At 63.5% G+C, this 19,262-nt stretch carries 18 protein-coding genes; 11 read left to right on the top strand and 7 right to left on the bottom strand.

The genetic code is table 11. From position 1 onward, the window contains the following. The first annotated feature begins 231 nt into the window (after positions 1-231). Positions 232-1,383, top strand: coding sequence for a hypothetical protein (locus NKI19_RS20985; RefSeq protein WP_352488105.1), 1,152 nt, complete (start codon positions 232-234; stop codon positions 1,381-1,383). Positions 1,384-1,482: 99 nt separating this feature from the next. Here NKI19_RS20985 and NKI19_RS20980 read toward each other — a convergent pair whose 3' ends face one another. Together NKI19_RS20980 and NKI19_RS20975 are read right to left on the bottom strand one after the other, a co-directional pair. Then, the gene (locus NKI19_RS20980) at positions 1,483-3,084 is read right to left on the bottom strand and encodes a cisplatin damage response ATP-dependent DNA ligase (protein ID WP_352565185.1); all 1,602 of its coding nucleotides are present in this window, start codon (positions 3,082-3,084) and stop codon (positions 1,483-1,485) included. A gap of 34 nt (positions 3,085-3,118) precedes the next feature. Beyond that, positions 3,119-4,129, bottom strand: a complete 1,011-nt coding sequence (locus NKI19_RS20975) for a ligase-associated DNA damage response exonuclease (RefSeq protein ID WP_352565183.1) — start codon at positions 4,127-4,129, stop codon at positions 3,119-3,121. Positions 4,130-4,237: 108 nt separating this feature from the next. On the opposite strand from NKI19_RS20975, the gene NKI19_RS20970 reads away from it, so the two are divergent. Both NKI19_RS20970 and NKI19_RS20965 read left to right on the top strand, forming a co-directional pair. Then, the gene (locus tag NKI19_RS20970; RefSeq protein WP_352488109.1) at positions 4,238-5,182 is read left to right on the top strand and encodes a methyltransferase domain-containing protein; all 945 of its coding nucleotides are present in this window, start codon (positions 4,238-4,240) and stop codon (positions 5,180-5,182) included. A 54-nt stretch (positions 5,183-5,236) separates the two neighbouring features. Next, complete coding sequence (locus tag NKI19_RS20965; RefSeq protein ID WP_352488111.1) at positions 5,237-5,593, top strand: hypothetical protein; 357 nt, start codon at positions 5,237-5,239, stop codon at positions 5,591-5,593. Between the two features lie 7 nt (positions 5,594-5,600). Here NKI19_RS20965 and NKI19_RS20960 read toward each other — a convergent pair whose 3' ends face one another. Both NKI19_RS20960 and NKI19_RS20955 read right to left on the bottom strand, forming a co-directional pair. Continuing rightward, the gene (locus NKI19_RS20960) at positions 5,601-6,464 is read right to left on the bottom strand and encodes a prephenate dehydratase (protein ID WP_023717847.1); all 864 of its coding nucleotides are present in this window, start codon (positions 6,462-6,464) and stop codon (positions 5,601-5,603) included. Positions 6,465-6,497: 33 nt separating this feature from the next. Continuing rightward, positions 6,498-7,226, bottom strand: coding sequence for a 3-deoxy-manno-octulosonate cytidylyltransferase (locus NKI19_RS20955; RefSeq protein WP_352488113.1), 729 nt, complete (start codon positions 7,224-7,226; stop codon positions 6,498-6,500). A gap of 192 nt (positions 7,227-7,418) precedes the next feature. On the opposite strand from NKI19_RS20955, the gene NKI19_RS20950 reads away from it, so the two are divergent. From NKI19_RS20950 to NKI19_RS20915, 8 genes are all read left to right on the top strand, one after another. Beyond that, entirely contained in the window at positions 7,419-8,072 is a 654-nt protein-coding gene (locus NKI19_RS20950; RefSeq protein WP_352488114.1) for a c-type cytochrome, read from the top strand. A 173-nt stretch (positions 8,073-8,245) separates the two neighbouring features. After that, on the top strand, positions 8,246-10,129 hold the full coding sequence (locus tag NKI19_RS20945; RefSeq protein ID WP_352565181.1) for an extracellular solute-binding protein: 1,884 nt from the start codon (positions 8,246-8,248) through the stop codon (positions 10,127-10,129). Further along, a complete protein-coding gene (locus NKI19_RS20940; protein ID WP_352488117.1) occupies positions 10,129-11,997 on the top strand; it encodes an extracellular solute-binding protein in 1,869 nt (622 codons plus the stop codon). Before NKI19_RS20945 ends, NKI19_RS20940 begins: the two co-directional genes overlap by 1 nt. Continuing rightward, a complete protein-coding gene (locus NKI19_RS20935; RefSeq protein WP_352488118.1) occupies positions 11,984-12,265 on the top strand; it encodes a hypothetical protein in 282 nt (93 codons plus the stop codon). The genes NKI19_RS20940 and NKI19_RS20935 overlap by 14 nt, the downstream gene beginning before the upstream one ends. Continuing rightward, a complete protein-coding gene (locus NKI19_RS20930) occupies positions 12,265-13,359 on the top strand; it encodes a microcin C ABC transporter permease YejB (protein WP_352488119.1) in 1,095 nt (364 codons plus the stop codon). The genes NKI19_RS20935 and NKI19_RS20930 overlap by 1 nt, the downstream gene beginning before the upstream one ends. Next, positions 13,359-14,498: an ABC transporter permease gene (locus NKI19_RS20925; protein WP_352488120.1), complete on the top strand. Its 1,140-nt coding sequence runs from the start codon at positions 13,359-13,361 to the stop codon at positions 14,496-14,498. Before NKI19_RS20930 ends, NKI19_RS20925 begins: the two co-directional genes overlap by 1 nt. Continuing rightward, positions 14,495-16,126 carry an ABC transporter ATP-binding protein gene (locus tag NKI19_RS20920; protein WP_352488122.1) on the top strand — a complete coding sequence of 544 codons (1,632 nt, stop codon included), beginning with the start codon at positions 14,495-14,497 and terminating at the stop codon, positions 16,124-16,126. Before NKI19_RS20925 ends, NKI19_RS20920 begins: the two co-directional genes overlap by 4 nt. 96 nt (positions 16,127-16,222) lie before the next feature. Beyond that, complete coding sequence (locus NKI19_RS20915) at positions 16,223-17,164, top strand: 2-hydroxyacid dehydrogenase (RefSeq protein ID WP_352488123.1); 942 nt, start codon at positions 16,223-16,225, stop codon at positions 17,162-17,164. A gap of 25 nt (positions 17,165-17,189) precedes the next feature. Here the strand turns inward: NKI19_RS20915 and NKI19_RS20910 are convergent, their stop codons facing one another. From NKI19_RS20910 to NKI19_RS20900, 3 genes are read right to left on the bottom strand one after another with little or no spacing between them, the layout of a single operon-like run. Then, on the bottom strand, positions 17,190-17,492 hold the full coding sequence (locus NKI19_RS20910) for a Dabb family protein (protein ID WP_023676866.1): 303 nt from the start codon (positions 17,490-17,492) through the stop codon (positions 17,190-17,192). A gap of 26 nt (positions 17,493-17,518) precedes the next feature. Then, positions 17,519-18,460 carry an NAD(+) diphosphatase gene (gene nudC / locus NKI19_RS20905; protein WP_352488126.1) on the bottom strand — a complete coding sequence of 314 codons (942 nt, stop codon included), beginning with the start codon at positions 18,458-18,460 and terminating at the stop codon, positions 17,519-17,521. Positions 18,461-18,498: 38 nt separating this feature from the next. Then, positions 18,499-18,918: an HIT family protein gene (locus NKI19_RS20900; RefSeq protein WP_023676868.1), complete on the bottom strand. Its 420-nt coding sequence runs from the start codon at positions 18,916-18,918 to the stop codon at positions 18,499-18,501. Between the last annotated feature and the right edge of the window lie 344 nt (positions 18,919-19,262).

The raw sequence follows: 19,262 nt of genomic DNA, 5'->3' as shown, positions 1-19,262 counted from the left end.
CGCCGCACCGATCCGCCATAGGCCGCGTGACGCCGCATCGGCAGGCCGCGCGACCGCCACGTTGGCGGTGACCAGAAAATCAGCGAAAAATGTTGATTCCTTTACCGAAAACCGCCGAAATCGGTTTTGTACCCCTCGGTAAGGCAGAATGCGGCCGCTCGCTTGTTGATTGATTGGTCGCCTGCGGCTAACGATCATGACAATGTGAGTGAAATTGCAGAGGGAATTCGCTTGGACGCGATCGAAAAAGCGATCCGCAATGCCTTCGAGAAAGGCAATGCCGACGACCGGGCGTTTCGCGAGCGGGTCTATCGATCGGCTTTCGCGGCACTCGACCGTGCCCTGCAGGCCAATCCAAACGTCACCGTGGAAGTCGCCATCAAGCGCCGCAAGGCGGTCCAGGCGAAGATCACCGAAATCGAATCGGAATTCCTGCCGGCGGTTGCCGACGTCGCCGCGCCGACCGACAGTTTGGAGGCAGCACCGGAGGTGGAGCCTCCGGCTGAAACCGAAGCCGAAGCCGAGCCTACGCCCGATGTCGTCGTTGACGGTCCGGCGCAGCCGCCTGAATCCGATGCGCCCCGGTCGCGCGTCCTGCCGGTCGTCCCCGACATCATGCCCGATGCGCCTGTTCCCGAGGCGCCGGTGATCGACATGGGGGCCTCGGTTCCGACCGAAGCCGAAATCGACGACGCGGAAGTGACGCCCGACCGCGACGACCGGCGGGCGAGGCGGCGGCGCCTGCCTTTGACCGCGATCTTCTTCGGTGTGACGCTGCTCGCAGCCGCCGGCATCGGCCTTTATTTCGCCAACCAGACCGGCGTCTTCAAATCGGCGACCGAACTCGACACGGCGCCGCCGGAAGCGCCGCCAACGGTCGATGGCGATGATTTCACGCCGGACGACACCGCTTCGCCGCCGAAGCAGGGCGAGCAGGACCAGGCGCGCGACTGGATCAACGTCTTTTCGCCGGGTGACCCGACGCAGGTCAACGCACCGTCGGACGCCAAGGCCGACGTCATCCAGGACGAAAGCGGTTCCTTCCTGCGCATCCGCTCGGGGGCATCCGGCTCGGCCATCAGCTTCGACGTCGGGCAAGGCGTGCTGGAAAAACTCGCCGGCAAGCATGCCACATTCGACATCATCGCGCGCTCCGAGGAGGGCCAGGAGACGCAGATTTCCGTCGACTGCAATTTCGGCGAACTCGGCGACTGCGGCCGCAAGCGCTATGCGGTCGGTCGTGAGCGCAATGAATATCTGTTCGACGTGCGCTTTCCCGACAAGCGTCCGGGTGCTGCCGGCACCATCGCCATCAATTCCGACTTCGACAAGCAGGGCAAGTCGGTCGACATTTACGAGATCCGCGTTTCAGTCGTTCCCTAAAGCGCGTCGCGTTCGACCGGCCGCATGCGACGCGCTTAGGTTCTTGTTTTGGCGCATGTCGTTACCGCAAAACCGCTGCACACTTTTGCGCGACATGCATTAACTGTCGAGCAGCGCCTGCAGCGTCTCGATGCGGTCGGCTTCGGCCGCCGGCTTGTCCCAGCGCAGCCGTGAAATGCGCGGAAAGCGCATGGCAACGCCGGATTTGTGCCGCGTCGAGCGGTTGAGCCCTTCGAACGCCACCTCCAGCACCAGGCCTTGTCTGCGGTCGGCACGTACCGAGCGGACCGGGCCAAAGCGCTCGATCGTGTTGTCGCGGACATATTTGTCGATTTGCCTCAGTTCCTCGTCGGTGAAGCCGAAATAGGCCTTTCCAACCGGCACCAGCTCCTCCGATCCTTCCGGCCCGGACCAGACACCGAATGTGTAGTCGGAATAGAAGCTCGAGCGCTTGCCGTGGCCGCGCTGGGCATACATCAGCACCGCGTCGACCGTGTGCGGATCGCGCTTCCATTTGAACCAGGGGCCCTTCGGCCGCCCGGCCACATAGGGCGAATCCCAGCGCTTCAGCATGACGCCTTCGATGACCGGATGCAGCGGCTTGCGGCGCAATTCCTCCAGCGCCTGCCAGTTGGTGAATTCGACCAGCGGCGACAGATCGAAGCGGCTCGGATCGAGGGTCCTGACGAAGGCCTCGAGCCGGCCGCGCCGTTCGCGGAAGGGAAGTCCGCGCACATCCTCGTCACCGATCTGCAGCGCATCGTAGCAGCGCATGAAAGCCGGGTATTGCTGCTGGATCCTGGGTGACACGCTCTTGCGGTTCAGCCGCTGCTGCAGGTCCGAGAAGGTGCCGGTCGCCTGCCTGGGGTCTCCGACCAGAAGCTCGCCGTCGAGGGCGCCGGAAAAATCCATCGCCTCGGCAAGATCCGGAAAAGCACCGGAGACATCGTCACCGGTGCGCGAATAGAGCCGGCGAATGCCGCCTTCGCAAACCGCCTGGACGCGGATGCCGTCCCATTTCCATTCGGCCGCGTAGTCGGCCGGGTCGAGCTTTTCGAGGTCGCCGTCGCCGACGGCATTCGACAGCATCACCGGCCTGAACAGCGCCAGCGCCGTCTTCCTGGGTTTTTCCGCCTTGCCCTCCAGCCAGGCGAACAGCGCGATATAGGGCGGCGTCAGCCCGTGCCAGAGTTCCTCGATCTCGGCGATATCGACCTTGCCGAAATCGGCCAGCGCCTGCTTGGCCAGCCGCGCCGAGACGCCGATGCGCAGGCCGCCGGTGACCAGCTTTATGATAGCAAAGCGCGCCGAAGTGCTGGCGCTGTCGAGCAGCCGGGCCAGCACCTGCGGCCCGTCGGAGCGGCTCGCCGCCTGCAGCTTTGCCACCACCTCGGCCAGCGTCGGCGCGTGGTTCGCAATGTCGACCGGCGCTTGCGGCCAGACCAGCGACACGGTCTCGGCCAGGTCGCCGACATAGTCGTAGGAATAGCCGAACAGCACGGGGTCCATGCGCTCGATCACCAATGTCCGCAGCATCGCCGGCTTGACCGCGGCGATGGACAGATCGCCGGTGATGGCCGCCAGCGCCAGCCCGCGATCCGGATCCTCGACGCTGCGGAAATAGTCGGTCAAAAGCGTCAGCTTGCCGTTGCGCGACGGCGTCAGGACGAGACGGTCGAGAAGTTCGGCGAAGCGGTTCATGCGGCGCCCGCGATTGGTGGTTCAACGATTGCCATCAATCGCCCTCATCCTCATAGCCAACCAGATGCAGCGGCCTGGCAGCGATGCCTTCGAGTTCGCACCAGCGCACCAGCGCCTCCTCGCGGCCATGCGTTACCCAGATTTCCGCGGCGCCGGTCTCCTTGATCGTCGCCGTCAGCTCGTCCCAGTCGGAGTGGTCGGAAATGATCAGCGGCAGCTCGACGCCGCCCTGCTTGGCGCGCTGGCGGATGCGCATCCAGCCTGAGGCGAAGCACGACATCGGATCGGGAAAACGCCGCGCCCAGCGATCGGCGAAGGCGGATGGCGGACCGACAACGATGGCGCCGGCAAAGTCGCTTTTCGCGCCGGTCTCGACGGTCGCCGGCTCCAATGTGCCGAGATCGATATTCTGGCTCTGGTAATACTCGCTGAGCTTGGCCAGCGCGCCATGGATGTAGATCGGCTTTTCGTAGCCGGCATCGCGCAGCAGACGCATGACGCGCTGCGCCTTGCCGAGTGCATAGGCGCCGACCAGATGCGTGCGCTCGGGAAACTGCTCGGTCGATTTCAGCAGCCGCGCGATCTCTTCGCTATCGGGCGGATGCCGGAACACCGGCAGGCCGAACGTCGCCTCGGTGATGAAGACATCGCATTCGAGCGGCTCGAACGGCTCGCAGGTCGCATCCTTCTGGCGCTTATAATCGCCGGACGCGACAATGCATGTGCCCTGATGCGCCACCTTGATCTGCGCCGAGCCCAGCACATGGCCGGCCGGGTGAAAGCTGACGGTGACACCGCCAAGCGCAATCGTCTCGCCGAGCACGGCGGCTTGCGTGGTTCCGGCAAAACCTTCGCCGTAGCGCAGCCCCATAATATCGAGCGTCTGCTGCGTCGCCATCACCGAGCGGTGGCCGGAGCGGGCATGGTCGGAATGGCCATGTGTGATCAAGGCCCGGTTGACCGGCCGCACCGGGTCGATGAAGAAATCGCCGGGCGGGCAATACAGCCCTTCCGGCCGGGGATGAAGCAGGTCGCTGGCGCGCATGGCCCCAAGATAGGCGCTAATTCCGGCGCGGGAAGCCTGTTGTAAGTCACTGCTGACTCCAGCATAGAGCGCAAGCCGGCTGCAAACACCCGGCGGAACCCGATCGCCATGAAACCGCTCCAGACCTCGTCCGGCGATTTGACCGCCGACCGCCGCGCCGACTATGCCGAAATGCTCTATGCATCCGGCGATCATGCGGCAGCGGCGGAATTGCTGCTCGGCGCGCTCGAACTGGCGCCGCACTGGGCGGCCGGCTGGTTCCGCCTCGGCGAGATGCAGGAAGCAGCGAGCGCGCCCGATCTCGCCGCGCAGGCCTGGACGAAGGCGCTGCGGCTCGACCCGGCGGACAGGCTCGGCGCGGTGCTCAAGCTGCAATTGATCGGCAGGGCAGCGGCGGCCCCGGCGCCGCCCAGCGCCTTTGTCGAGACGCTGTACGACCACTATGCCGGGAGCTTCGAGGGTGAACTGGTCGACAGGCTCGGCTATCGTCTCCCCGAATGCCTCGACCGCGCCATCCGGGCAGTACGGCCGGGCCGGTTTTCGCTGGTGCTCGATCTCGGCTGCGGCACCGGCCTCATGGGCCAGAAGCTGCGGCCGATCGCCGATCGGCTGGAAGGTTACGACATCTCGGCCGGCATGCTGAGGCAGGCGCGCGCCAAACGCGTCTACGATCTGCTGGTCAAGGCGGACCTGCAGGAGTTTTGCTATTCCGGCCCGAAAGCCGATCTGGTTACGGCGGCCGATGTGTTCATCTATGTCGGCGCACTCGACAGGGTGGTGAACAAGATTGCCGGAATGCTTGCCGGCGGCGGTCTGTTTGCGTTCTCCGTCGAGACGTTCCCCGGCGGCGAATCGTCCGGCAGCGCCGGCTTCGCCCTGCAGCCGTCGCGCCGCTACGCGCATTCGCAAAGCTATGTAGAACGGGTTCTGGACGCCGACGGCTTTTCGGTCCTGTCGCTGCAGGCAACCATCATCCGCCAGGATCGCCGCGAGCCGGTCGAAGGGCTGGCCGTCGTGGCCAGCTTGCTTTCCGGCAGCGTAAAATCTGGCTAAGACTCCTGCCGCTGCGCAGGAGAGCGGCAGCTGCGAAAGACAAGGAGCACGTTCATGCGCTGGAACATGATGGTCTTGGCGTCTTGCCTGGCGATGGCCGGCTGCGTCGGCAATTCGATGTCCGAACGGCAGGACGAAAACGTCCAGTCCTCGCTGCTATACGACAAGGTGCCTTGCAATCAATTGCTGGCGCAACGAAACGGCCTGGCGCAGCAATATCATTTGCCGGTGGACGCCAAGCCGTCCTTCTCCAACCCGGCGACGGGCTTTGGCCCGTTCACGCCGGATATGCGCTCAAAAGCCAGGCGTGACGCCGACCAGGCAAGCGGCAAGATCGATGCCATGAACCGGTCGATCAGCCGCCGCGAATGCGGCAAGCCGCCCAAGCAGAACAAGCTCGGCCTGACCTGACCGGATCCTAATCCGCCACCTTCCACTGCTCGCGCGAGGCGCTGGCGGGATAGACGCCGAGAATGCGCATTTCGCGCGAGAAGAAGCGCAACTCGTCGAGCGCCAGCTTCACCAGCGGATCGTCGGGATGGCCCTCTATGTCGGCGTAGAACAGCGTCGCCGTGAACGCGCCGAGCTGGTAGCTTTCCAGCTTGGTCATGTTGATGCCGTTGGTGGCGAACCCGCCCATCGCCTTGTAGAGCGCCGCCGGCACGTTGCGCACGCGGAAGATGAAGGTCGTCATCATCCTGGCGTCGGCGGAGGGGCGTTCGGCCCATTGCTTGTTCTTGGTCAGCACGACGAAGCGGGTGACGTTGCTGTCGGTATCCTCGACATTCTCCTCGATGATGTCGAGCCCGTAGAGCGTCGAGGCCAGGGCCGGCGCCAGCGCGGCCATGGTGCGGTCCTTCATCGCGGCGACCATCTTGGCGGCGCCCGCGGTGTCGCCGGCCACCGTCGCCTTCCAGCCGTTCTTGCGGATGTATTTGCGGCATTGGCCGAGGGCGTGGATGTGGCTGTGCACGGTCCTGATCTCGTCTCGCCTGACGCCGGGCAGCACCATCAGCTGGAAGTGGATCGGCAGGAAATATTCGCCGATGATGTGCAGCTTCGATTCCGGCAAGAGGTGATGGATGTCGGCGACGCGGCCGGCAATGGTGTTCTCGATCGGGATCATCGCCAGATCGGCCTTGCCGGTCTCGACCGCGTTGAAGGCGTCCTCGAAGGTCGGGCACGGCAACGGCTCCATCGACGGGAACATGTTGCGGCAGGCAGTGTCGGAATTGGCGCCCGGCTCGCCCTGGAAGGATATTTTGTTGGTCTTTTCAGGCATGCGCAGAGTCTCGGGGATTGGGGGAAGAACTTCTTAGTTGGAAAGGAGCGCCCTGGCGCGCTCGAGATCGTCCGGCGTATCGACGCCAAGCGGCACCGACTGCACGATCTCCGCATCGATGCGCATGCCGGCCTCCAGCGCCCGCAACTGCTCCAGCCGCTCGCGACGCTCCAGCGGCGACGGCCTCAGCGCAACGAAGCGCTCGAGTGCGGCGCGCCGATAGGCATAGAGGCCGATATGATGGTAGAGCGGGCCTTCGCCCCAGGGTGCGGTGGCGCGGGTGAAATAGAGCGCCCTGAGCCTCGTCGCCGAGAGTGGCGAGCCGACCAGCTTGACGACGTTCGGATTGGTCTTTTCCTCGTCGCGGACGATCTCGACGCAGAGCGTGGCGATGTCGACCGCCGCGCTCTCGAAAGGCTTAAGCGCGGCGCCGATAATAAGGGGGTCGATGGTCGGCAGATCGCCCTGCACATTGACGACCGTCTCGACGCTGTTCCCAGGGTCGAGAATGGTCAGCGCTTCGAAGATGCGGTCGGAGCCGGTTTCGTGGTCCGCCCGCGTCATCACCGCCTCGAAACCATGCGCGCGCACCGCCTCCGCAACGCTCTGCGTATCGGTGGCGACGACCACCCGGCCGAGGCCGGCCTCGGCAGCACGGCGGGCGACGTGGACGATCATCGGAGTGCCGGCGATGTCGGCCAGCGGCTTGCCCGGCAGGCGGGTCGAGGCCATGCGGGCCGGGATCAGGATGAGGGTGGACATGAGGCGGGCAGGGGCTCGAAAAAGAGGAGGACAAAAGTGGCAAAAGGTCTCACTGGCAGCGCCCTTATAGGTGTTGCAACGCCGGAGCAAAAGACCTAGTTTCCGCGCGATTTGACCGCCTCGCAGGGTGGTTCACGATACCGACGGACGGAGTGGACGGATCGGTCCGCCGGAAAAGGGAGCCTGGGGCGTATGGATTCCAACGAAGTCAACAAGCTGCTCGCCGCTTTCCTCGGCACGGTGTTCATCGTCTTTTCCGTTGGCATCGTATCCGACGCGCTGTTTGCCTCGCCGGCGCCGGAAAAGCCCGGCTTCGCCATCGAGGCGACCGAGCCCGCCGAAGGCGGCCCGGCCGCGCCCGCCGCAGAGGCCAAGCCGATCGCCGAGCTGCTGACCACCGCCAGCGCCGAAGCAGGCGCCGCCATCTTCAAGAAATGCCAGGCCTGCCATTCCGGCGAAAAGGGCGGCCCCAACAAGGTCGGCCCCGATCTGTGGGACATTATCGACCGTCCGGTCGCCGAGCATGAGGGCTTTGCCTATTCGGCCGGCATGAAGGAGTTCTCCAAGGGCGGCAGCGAGAAGTGGACCTACGACAATCTCAACCACTTCATCACCTCGCCGAAGAAGTTCGTGAAGGGCACCGCGATGGGCTTCGCCGGCCTGCCGAAGGACGAGGACCGCGCCAACGTCATCGCCTATCTGCGCACGCTGTCGGACAATCCGAAGCCGCTGCCGGCGCCCGGCGCCTCGGCCGAAAACGCGCCCGCCAAGCCGGCCGAAGGTGCAGCCCCTGCCAAGCCGGCAGAAGGCGCGGCGCCCGCCGCTCCGGTCGCACCCGCAAAATAACAAAACTGTAATGGTATAATCCTTGAAAAAGCCGGGTTCAGCCCGGCTTTTTCGTTAGGAAAAATGCATATGCGACGACAAAGCCGCTCGGTTGCGGTTTTCAGTGGCGCCAAATGATCTAGATTGGGCCCAGACGCTATGGTGACGGCGCTATATCGCGAAGAGGAGAACGCATGACGGTTGGCCGAGCGCGGACGCTTCTGAAATCGGTGCTGATGCTGGCTGCTTTTGCCGGCGGCCTGCAGGCGGCCTTAGCGGACGAATGGCGCACGACCTCGTCGCTGATCGGCGAGTCCAAATACGGCGACAATTTCCACCACTACGACTACGTCAACCCGGATGCACCCAAGGGCGGCACAGTGAATTCCGTGGTGCTTGGCACGTTCGACAGCTTCAATCCATACATCGTGCAGGGTTCGCCGGCAGCCGGCTTCGCGCAGTTCGGCGGCGGCCTGCTCTACGACACGCTGATGGAGCAGGCGACCGACGAAGGCAGCACCAGCCATCCGCTGATCGCTGATGCCTATAAATATCCGGCCGACTATTCCTCGGCGACCTACCGGCTCGACCCGCGGGCGAAATGGCATGACGGCCAGCCGATCACCACCGACGACGTGATCTGGTCTTTCCAGGTGCTGAAGGCCAACAGCCCGCAATACAGCCGCTATTTCGAAAACGTCACCGACGCGGTCGCCATCTCCAACCGCGAGGTCGAGTTCCATTTCAACCAGAAGGGCAACCGGGAACTACCGAAGATCATCGGCGATCTCGTCGTGCTGCCCAAGCACTGGTGGGAAGGCACCGACGCCAGCGGCAAGAAGCGCGACGTCACCAGGCCAACGCAGGAGCCGCCGCTCGGCTCGGCCGCCTATAAGATCGCCAGCTTCAAGCCGGGTTCGGAAATCGTCTGGCAGCGCGTCCCCGATTACTGGGCGGCCAAGCTGCCGGTGAAAATCGGCCGCGAGAATTTCGACAGGCAGCGTTTCACCTATTTTCTCGACGACAATGCCGCCTGGCAGGCCTTCACCAAGGGCGGGCTTGACGACATCAAGCCGGAGAACAGTTCGAGGCGCTGGAACACGGCATATAATTTCCCGGCAGTCCAAGCCGGCGACGTCATCAAGAAGGAATTCAAGACCGCGTCGCCCGAGCCGATGCAGGCCTTCATGCTCAACACCAGGCGCCCGCTGTTCCAAGATCGCCTGGTGCGCGCCGCCTTGATGTACCCGTTCGACTTCGAGACGATGAACCGGACCCTGTTCTTCGGTTCCAACACCCGCACCAGCAGCTATTTCCAGGGCACGGAACTGGCGTCGAGCGGCCTGCCGCAAGGCAAGGAACTGGAAATACTCGAGGAGTACCGCGACAAGCTGCCGCCTGAAGTCTTTACCCAGGAATTCAAGCTGCCGGTCTACGACACCCCTCAGGCTGAGCGCAAATACCTGAAGACGGCGGTCGATCTGTTCGCCAAGGCCGGCTGGGTCATCAAGGGCGGCAAGATGGTCAACGCCAAGACCGGCGAACCGTTCAAATTCGAGATCCTCGGTTGGAACGACACCGACCAGGTCATCGCCAGCCCCTATATCGCCAATCTGCGCAAGATCGGCGTCGACGCGACGCTGCGCCTGATCGACCAGACCCAGTATATCAACCGCGTCACCCATTTCGACTTTGACGTGGTCACTTCGATACTCGGCCAGTCGGACTCTCCCGGCAATGAACAGCGCGATTTCTGGAGCTCCAAGGCCGCCGATTCGCCGGGATCGCGCAATTACGCCGGCATCAAGGACCCGGTCGTCGATGCGCTGGTCGACCGGATCATCTATGCCACCGACCGCGACGATCTGGTTGCTGCCACCCATGCACTCGACCGGGTGCTGTTGTGGAATTTCTACGTCGTGCCGCAATATTACCGCGCCGTGGTCTGGCTGGCCTACTGGAACAAGTTCGGTATGCCGGAAAAGCAGCCCGCCTATATCGGCGTCGACCAGAATTCCTGGTGGATCGATCCGGTCAAGGAAAAGGCGCTGGCGGCCAAATACAAGAGTGGCAATTGATGGCGGCGCTGCCCCGTCGCGACTTCCTCGCCCTGGGCGGTGCCGCCGCGGCCGCAGCGCTGCTGCCAGGCCGGGCTTTCGCCACGATTCCGACCGGCGTGAAACTGCACGGCCTGTCGGCCTTCGGCGATCTCAAATATCCTCCGGATTTCACGCATTTCGAATATGTCAATCCGGACGCTCCCAAGGGCGGCCGGATGAATTTCGCTCCGCCGAACTCCACCCTCAATCAGAGCTTCCTGACTTTCAACACGCTGAACTCGCTGGTGCTGAAAGGGGATTCGCCGCCGCGTACCGAGCTCTGCTTCGATTCGCTGATGGCAAGGGCAGTCGATGAGCCGGATGCGGTCTACGGCCTGCTGGCCGAATCCGTCACCTTGTCGCAGGACCGCAATGGCTACCGCTTCAGCCTGCGGCCGCAAGCGCGTTTCCATGATGGCTCGCCGCTGACCGCCGAAGACATTGCCTTCGCCTTGAACCTCTACAAAGACCGGGGACATCCGAACCTTTCCCAAGCGCTGCGGCATATGACGAATGCGGTCGCAGTCGATCCGCTTACGGTCAACCTTACCTTCAACGGCCAGCAGTCCGCGCAGAATATCCTCGCCGTCGTCGCAATGCCGATCGTGTCCAAAGCTTTCTATACGGCCAACGATTTCGACGCCTCGACGATGACCCCTCCGCTCAGCTCCGGGCCGTACCGAATGGGGCGGGTCGTGGCCGGGCAGACTGTCGAATATGAACGCGTCGCCGACTATTGGGGCCGCGATCTGGCCTTGAACCGCGGGCTGAATAATTTCGACCGCATCCGTATCGATTTCTATCTTGATCGCCAGGCAGCATTTGAAGCGTTCAAGAAAGGGGATACGCATTTTCGCGAGGAGTTCACCGCGCGGGTATGGGCGACCGGCTACGATTTTCCCGCGCTGAAGGATGGCAGGGTCCTCAAACGCGAATTTCCCGGCGAGAAAACGCCCTCCATGCAGGCTGCCGCGCTGAACCAGCGCCGCCCTCAGTTCCGCGACGTACGCGTGAGACGGGCAATCGCCTATTGCTTCGACTTCGAATGGACCAAACGGGTGCTGTTTTTCGGTTCTTACGAGCGTTCGCAATCGAACTTCGAGCGATCGGATTACAAGGCCGAGGGCCTGCCCTCATCCCAGGAACTGAAACTCCTGGAGCCGTTTCGAGCCGAGTTGCCGCCGGAGACCTTCGGCGAACCGGTGATGCAACCCGTCTCCGACGGTTCTGGACACGACCGCAAGCTGCTGCGCGAGGCTTCGAGGCTGCTCGCCGAAGCCGGCTGGAAGCGAGCGGGCAATTTCGTCGTCAACGACAAGGGCGAGCGACTGCAGGTGGAAATGCTGGCCGAGGACGAGGGCCTGGTTCGCATTTTCGCGCCGTGGTCCGAGAATATGAAGGCGATCGGCATCGATGCTTCGATCCGGCAGGTCGACTCGACGCAATTCGAAGCGCGGCAGAGCAGCTACGATTTCGACTTCAACATGCTCGCATGGTCGATCGGGGCGACGCCCACCGCTGACGGTTTGGAGATCCTCTATGCTTCCCAGATGGCGAAAACGCCGGGGATGCGCAACTATCCCGGTACGGAAAGCAAAGCCATCGACGCGCTGATCGAGGCAGCCGGCAAGGCGCAGAGCCGCATCGAACTCGTCACCGCGCTCAATGCGCTCGATCGGGTCTTGCGCGCGCGGCTAGACTGGATTCCAACATATCATCTGGCGAATCACCGAGCGGCGTTCTGGGACATGTTCGGCTTTCCCGCTCAAAAGCCGGATTACGACTTCCCGGTCGAGACGTCGTGGTGGTTCGACAAAGACAAGGCGGCAAAGATTGGCAAAGGCTGAATTTCTTGCGGGCGTTGGCGCCGCCCCTCACCTGCCTGCCGGCATCCTCTCCCCGTATAGCGACGGGGAGAGGGGTGCCTTCGCCGGGGATTTCGCCAACTACAAACGTCGCAACAAAGGCGCCGAGACTGCGGCCAGCCCCTTTCTCCCCGTCCCTATACGGGGAGAAATGTCCGGCAGGACAATGAGGGGCGGCGCCAATGTTGAAAATTGGTCTGAGGCGATTGGCTTGGGCGCAATGGTCCTCCTCAAGGAAGAAAACATCTGATGGGCGCCTATATACTGCGCCGCATCCTGTTGATGATCCCGACCCTGTTCGGCATCATGGCGGTGTCCTTTGCCGTCATCCAGTTCGCGCCGGGCGGGCCGGTCGAGCAGGTCATCGCCAGGCTGACCAACCAGGGCGGCAGCGATCGCCTCGGCGGCGGCGGGGGTGATGCCGGCGGCGCCAATTTCGATGTCGCCGGCGACGTCGGCTCGAAATACCGCGGCGCCCAAGGGCTCGACCCGGAATTCATCAAGAAACTGGAGAAGCAGTTCGGTTTCGACAAGCCGCCACTCGAGCGCTTCGGCATGATGTTGTGGAACTATCTCCGCTTCGATTTCGGCGACAGCTATTTCCGCGACATATCGGTGCTCGACCTGATCCTGGAAAAGATGCCGGTGTCGATCTCGATCGGGCTGTGGATTACGCTCTTGTCGTATCTGATCTCGATCCCGCTCGGCATCCGCAAGGCGGTCAAGGACGGCTCCACTTTCGACGTCTGGACCAGCGGCGTCGTCATCGTCGGTTACGCCATTCCGGGTTTCCTGTTCGGCATATTGCTGATGGTGCTGTTTGCCGGCGGCTCGTTCTGGGACTGGTTCCCGTTGCGCGGAATCACCTCGGACAATTGGGACCAATTGTCATGGCCGGCGCGGATCGTCGACTATTTCTGGCACATGACCTTGCCGTTGACGGCGCTGGTGCTGTCGGCCTTCGCCACGACGACGCTTTTGACCAAGAATTCCTTCCTCGAGGAAATCCGCAAGCAATATGTGGTCACCGCCCGCGCCAAGGGCCTGTCGGAGCGGCAGGTGCTTTATGGCCACGTCTTCCGCAACGCCATGCTGATCGTCATCGCCGGTTTTCCCGGCGCCTTCATCTCGGCCTTTTTCACCGGGTCGCTGCTGATCGAGAACATCTTTTCGCTCGACGGCCTCGGCCTGCTCGGCTTCAACTCGGTCGTGCAGCGCGACTATCCGGTGGTCTTCGCCAATCTCTACATCTTCTCGCTGCTTGGCCTGTTCGTCGGGCTGCTGTCCGACCTGATCTACACCTGGGTCGATCCGCGCATCGACTTCGAGCGGAGAGACGTCTGATGGCGCAAGCCGCAGCCGAAACGGCGCCGCCTCGGATCGCGCGGCCCTTCCTGTCGCCGCTCAACCAGCGGCGCCTGCAGAACTTCAAGTCCAACCGGCGCGGCTACTGGTCGTTGTGGATATTCCTGTTCCTGTTCGTGCTGTCGCTGGTTTCCGAACTGGTCGCCAACGACAAGCCGATCATCGCCTCCTACAAGGGCGAGATCCTGTTTCCTGTCCTGGTCGCCTATCCCGAGGAGAAGTTCGGTGGCTTCTACGCGGTCACCGACTATCGCGACCCGGTCATCCAGGACGAGATCAATGCCAACGGCTGGATGGTCTGGCCGCCGGTGCGCTACTCCTACCAGACCGTCAACAACGCTATTCCCGAAGCAGCACCCACCAAGCCGTCCTGGCTCTACGACAAGAAGACGCGCTGCAACCAGTATCCGAAAGGCGAAGCGGACCCCAATTGCAACGTCGGCAACTGGAACTGGCTGGGCACCGACGACCAGGCCCGCGACGTGCTGGCGCGCGTCATCTACGGCTTCAGGATATCGGTGCTGTTTGGCCTGATCCTGACTGCCGGCTCGGCGCTGATCGGTGTGGCGGCCGGCGCCCTGCAGGGCTATTTCGGCGGCTGGACCGACCTTCTGTTCCAGCGCTTCATCGAGATCTGGTCGGCGATACCGGTGCTGTATCTGCTCCTGATCGTCGCCGCCATCCTGCCGCCCGGCTTCTTCATCCTGCTCGGATTGATGCTGCTGTTTTCGTGGGTGGCACTGGTCGGCGTGGTGCGGGCCGAGTTCCTGCGCGCCCGGAATTTCGAATATGTCAATGCGGCGCGCGCGCTCGGCGTGTCCAACATCACCATCATGTTCCGGCATCTGCTGCCCAACGCCATGGTGGCGACGCTGACCTTCCTGCCGTTCCTGCTCAGCGGCTCGATCTCGACGCTGACCTCGCTCGACTATCTCGGCTTCGGCCTGCCGCCCGGCTCCGCCTCGCTCGGCGAGCTGTTGAAGCAGGCGCAGCGCAACCTCAACGCCCCCTGGCTCGGCATTTCCGGCTTCGTCGTCATCTCGCTGATGCTGTCGCTGCTGGTCTTCGTCGGCGAGGCGACGCGCGACGCCTTCGATCCGCGCAAGACGTTCAGATGAGCGAAACCCCACTGCTCTCGGTCCAGGATCTCAGCGTCGCCTTCACGCAAGGTGGCGACCAGTCGATCGCCGTCGACCATATCTCCTTCGACCTCGCCAAGGGCGAGACGGTGGCGCTGGTCGGCGAATCCGGCTCCGGCAAGTCGGTCACCGCGCTGTCGGTGCTGAAGCTGCTGCCCTATCCGACCGCCAGCCACCCGTCGGGAAAGATCCTGTTCCTCGGCGCCGACCTGCTTGCCGCGGACGAGAGAGACCTGCGCCGCGTGCGTGGCAACAAGATCACCATGATTTTCCAGGAGCCGATGACCTCGCTCAACCCGCTGCACACGATCGAGCAGCAGATCGTCGAGGTGCTGAAGCTGCACCAGGGGCTGGGGGACCGCAAAGCCAAGGCGCGCACGCTGGAACTTCTGCACGAGGTCGGCATCCGCGAACCGGAGAAACGGCTCGACGCTTATCCGCACCAGCTTTCCGGCGGCCAGCGTCAGCGCGTCATGATCGCCATGGCGCTCGCCAACGAGCCTGAACTGTTGATCGCCGACGAGCCGACGACGGCGCTCGACGTCACCGTCCAGGCGCAGATCCTCGAATTGCTGGCCGGCCTGAAAAGCCGCAAGAACATGTCGATGCTGTTCATCACCCACGATCTCGGCATCGTCAGGAAGATCGCCGACCGGGTCTGCGTGATGACCAAGGGCAAGATCGTCGAGACCGGCCCGACCAAGGAGATATTCGCCAATCCGCAGCACGCCTATACGCGGCATCTGCTTGCCGCCGAGCCGAAAGGCAAGCCGCCGGCGGCCAACCAGGCCGCCAAGCCGGTGATGGTCGGCAAGGACGTCAAGGTCTGGTTTCCGATCAAGAAGGGCTTCTTCCGGCGCACCGTCGACAATGTGAAGGCAGTCGACGGCATCGACGTCACCGTGCGGGCCGGTCAGACGCTTGGCGTCGTCGGCGAGTCCGGCTCAGGCAAGACGACGCTCGGTCTGGCGCTGGCCAGGATGATCTCGTCGACCGGGACCATCCAGTTCAACGGACGCGGCATCGATCAGCTGTCCTTCAACGAAATGCGGCCGTTGCGGCGCGAGCTGCAGATCGTCTTCCAGGATCCGTTCGGTTCGCTCAGTCCGCGCATGTCGGTCGCCGAGATCATCGAGGAGGGGTTGAAGATCCACGAGCCGAAGCTGTCGCCCGATGCGCGCGACGAGCGTGTCGTCGACGTGCTGAAGGAAGTCGGCCTCGATCCGGCGACGCGCAACCGCTATCCGCACGAATTCTCCGGCGGCCAGCGCCAGCGCGTCGCCATCGCGCGCGCCATGGTGCTCAACCCGCGTTTCGTCATGCTGGACGAGCCGACCTCGGCGCTCGACATGAGCGTGCAGGCGCAGGTCGTCGACCTCTTGCGCAGCCTGCAGGCCAAGCACGACCTCGCCTACCTCTTCATCAGCCATGATCTGAGGGTCATCCGCGCGCTCGCCAACGAAGTCATCGTCATGCGCAACGGCAGGATCGTCGAGGCCGGTCCTTCCGAACAGATTTTCGGCAACCCGCGGACCGACTACACAAAGGCGTTGATCTCGGCCGCCTTCAAGATCGAAACGGCGCCGGTCGGCATCGTCAGCGAGTAGATTTTCGCCAGAGATCATGCACAAAATCAAAACGCTGCCGCGCCCTTGCGCGTCGGGACGCGAAAGCTGTTGGTAAAAAGGGAAAAACAATCCGCAATGGAAAAAGGCCGCATCCTGCTCGCCCTCACCGGTATTCATCCGCTGCGCTGGCGCGAACTACTGTCGGCGGAGCGCGAAGTGGTGCTCGAGCCGAATGGCGCCGGCGATCCGTCGATCACCTATGCGGTGGTGTGGAAACAGCGGCCGAACCTGTTGTCGTCGCTGCCCAATCTGCGGGCTATCTTCTCGATCGGCGCGGGCGTCGACCACATTTTCGCCGATCCCACCTTGCCCGACGTACCGGTCGTCAAGGTGGTGGCCGACAACCTGACCCAGTACATGACCGAATACGTCGTCTGGCGGGTGCTCGACCACCATCGCCAGGGCATGCTCTACCGCGCCCAGCAGCAAAAGAAGATCTGGCACGAACCGCAGCAGCGGCCGGCCGGCGACATCTCGGTCGGCATTATGGGGCTCGGCACGCTTGGCCGCGCGGCGGTATCGGTGCTGTTGTCGCTCGGCTTTCCCGTTAATGGCTGGTCGCGCAGCGACCGGCCGATGCAAGGGGTCTCGACTTACGCGGGCGAGGCCGGCCTGATCCCGTTCCTCAACGCCACCGACATCCTGGTGGTGCTTCTGCCGCTGACGCCGCAGACGCACGGCATCATCAACCACGGCGTGCTGAAGGAGCTGCGCAAGCGCAACGGCCTCGGCGGGTCGGTGCTGATCAATGCCGGGCGCGGCAGGCTGCAGAAGGACGTTGACATTTTGCGCGCACTTGACGACGGCACGCTGAAGGAAGCCAGCCTCGACGTGTTCGAGGTCGAGCCGCTGCCGAAGACCAGCCCGCTATGGAGCCATCCGAAAGTATTCGTGACGCCGCACGCGGCGGCAACCTCCGATCCGGTCCACCTGGCGCCGATCATGCTGCGTCAGATGGACGCCTTCGAGCGCGGCGAAGCGCTGGAAAATGTCGTGGACCGCAACGCGGGATATTGATTTTCTAGAGCGCCGCTTCTCAGTCTCAGCCCCAGCCGAGCGGCACGTAGTCGATCTCCATGAACGCCTCGACTTCCGGGATCCAGCGGTCGCGGACGAAGGCGACGTGGTCGGGATGATCGTTGTAGCCGGAATAGGCCCGCTGATCGGCGAACTCCATCGAGAAGCCGAAGCGGTAGTCGTTCTTGGGGCTGACCTGCCGCAACTGCTCGAAATGCGTGACGCCCTTAATCGCCGTGAGGATTCTTTTGGCGTCGGCGAGGAACCTTTTTTCCTCGAGCGAATGCGGCGGGTGCTTCAGCGTGAACACGACGGTGTGACGGATCATTTTCTGCTCCTGCGATGTCGATCCTGTTATGCGCTGTCGGCCCAGGCGCGGATCAGGTTATAGGCGATCGCCCCCTTCGGCGGCGTCACCAGGCCGCCCGGATGCTCGCGGGCCAGCATCGAGAGCACCTCGTCGCGAAAGAACCAGCGGCAATCTTCCAGCTCGTTGAGGTCGGGCTGGATATCGTCGTTGAGCGGTTCGCCGAAGCAGCCGATCATCAGCGAATAGGGGAACGGCCAGGGCTGGCTGGCGTGGTAGACGACGCGGCCAAGCCTGATGCCGGCTTCCTCCAGCGTTTCGCGGCGCACCGCCGCCTCGATCGTCTCTCCCGGCTCGATGAAACCGGCGAGCGCCGAATACATGCCGGGCCCGAAATGCCGGCCGCGGCCGAGCAGGCATTTTTCGCGCGTTGCCGTCAGCATGATCGCCACCGGGTCGGTGCGCGGAAAGTGCTCCGTACCGCAGGCCGGGCAATGCCGCTTGTAGCCGCCCGCCCGCATCTCGGCTTCGGTGCCGCATTTGCTGCAGAAGCGATGGCTGGCATGCCAGGCGAGCAGCGCCGCCCCTTGCGCCAGCGCGCCGGCCGCCGCTTCGTCGATCAGCCCCTGCATATAGACCGAGCGATAGTCGATCGCCTTGATCGTCTCGGGAAGCTGCTCGGGCTCGACCCCGGCCGGCACCGCCAGCACCGGACCGCTTTCGGAAAAGCCGAGCAGGACGCCATTTTCGAGCGATGCCTCGAGCGGCCGGCATTCGGCCGCGCCGAACCAGGGGTCGAATGCGCCCTGCGCAAGCTTCAGATAGAGCCGGCCGCCACGCATCAGCAAAAGCCGCGCCGAGGGATCGGCGAGCGCCTTTTCGACGGAATCGTCGGCGCGGTTTTCGGATTGCCGGTCGATAATGTTGCCGGCGAAGCCGACGAACTGGCTCGGCTCGCGCAAGGGCGCGTCAAACAGGCGAAAGCTCATGCAGACTCGGGAAGGTTCAAGATGGACACGGGAGAGGCTTATAGCGCTGCCTTGATCTTTTCCGCAAACTTGCGAAGGTCGGAGCGCTGATAGGGCTCGCGCAGGCCGTGCCCCCATACCGGTCCGGGCCAGCCGGGATCGCCTTCCGAGCGCGCAATGACGTGTACATGCAACTGGCGCACGATGTTGCCGAGTGCGCCGGTGTTGATCTTGGTGCAGCCGGTCACGCGCTTGAGCGCCAGCGCCACCATGTTGGTCTCGAAGGTCAGCATCGCCTGGTCCAGCGGCGTCATGTCGTGGATTTCCTCGATGCCCGGCCGCTGCGGCACCAGCAGCAGCCACGGCCAGCGGCGGTCGTTCATGACGCGCAATTCGCACAGGCCGAGCCACATCAGCTGTTCGCTGTCGGCCTCCAGCTGGGCGTCAAGCGTGAATCCGGCCTTGAGGCCCGGCAGCATCGGCGTTTCTCTCACTTTTTGACGTTTTTTGAACTCCATCGACGCTAGAGCGGCTTCCGAAGGGCCGCAAGGGGCCGCAAGCAACATTGGCCGTCGTGGCGCTGATTGTTCGCGAAGAAGTGAGGTATGGCCGGTCAAGACCTGGGTTCCTCGCCCCCGCGAAGCGGGGGAGAGGTGGCCGCGAAGCGGCCGGAGAGGGGGCCTTCGTAGGGCGCAGTCCCCTCTCCGTGGGGGGGGGGGCGCACCCCCCCACACCCCCGAGAAGGGGGGGGGGGGGTTAAAGAAATAAAGAAGCCGGCCGTCGGAAGAGTGGGATGAAATGGGGTGTGGGGAGAGAAAAAATA

Source organism: Mesorhizobium sp. M0751, assembly GCF_040320265.1.
Lineage (GTDB): Bacteria > Pseudomonadota > Alphaproteobacteria > Rhizobiales > Rhizobiaceae > Mesorhizobium.
The sequence above is the reverse complement of the archived record's forward strand: the minus strand, read 5'-3'. Positions and strand labels throughout refer to the sequence as shown.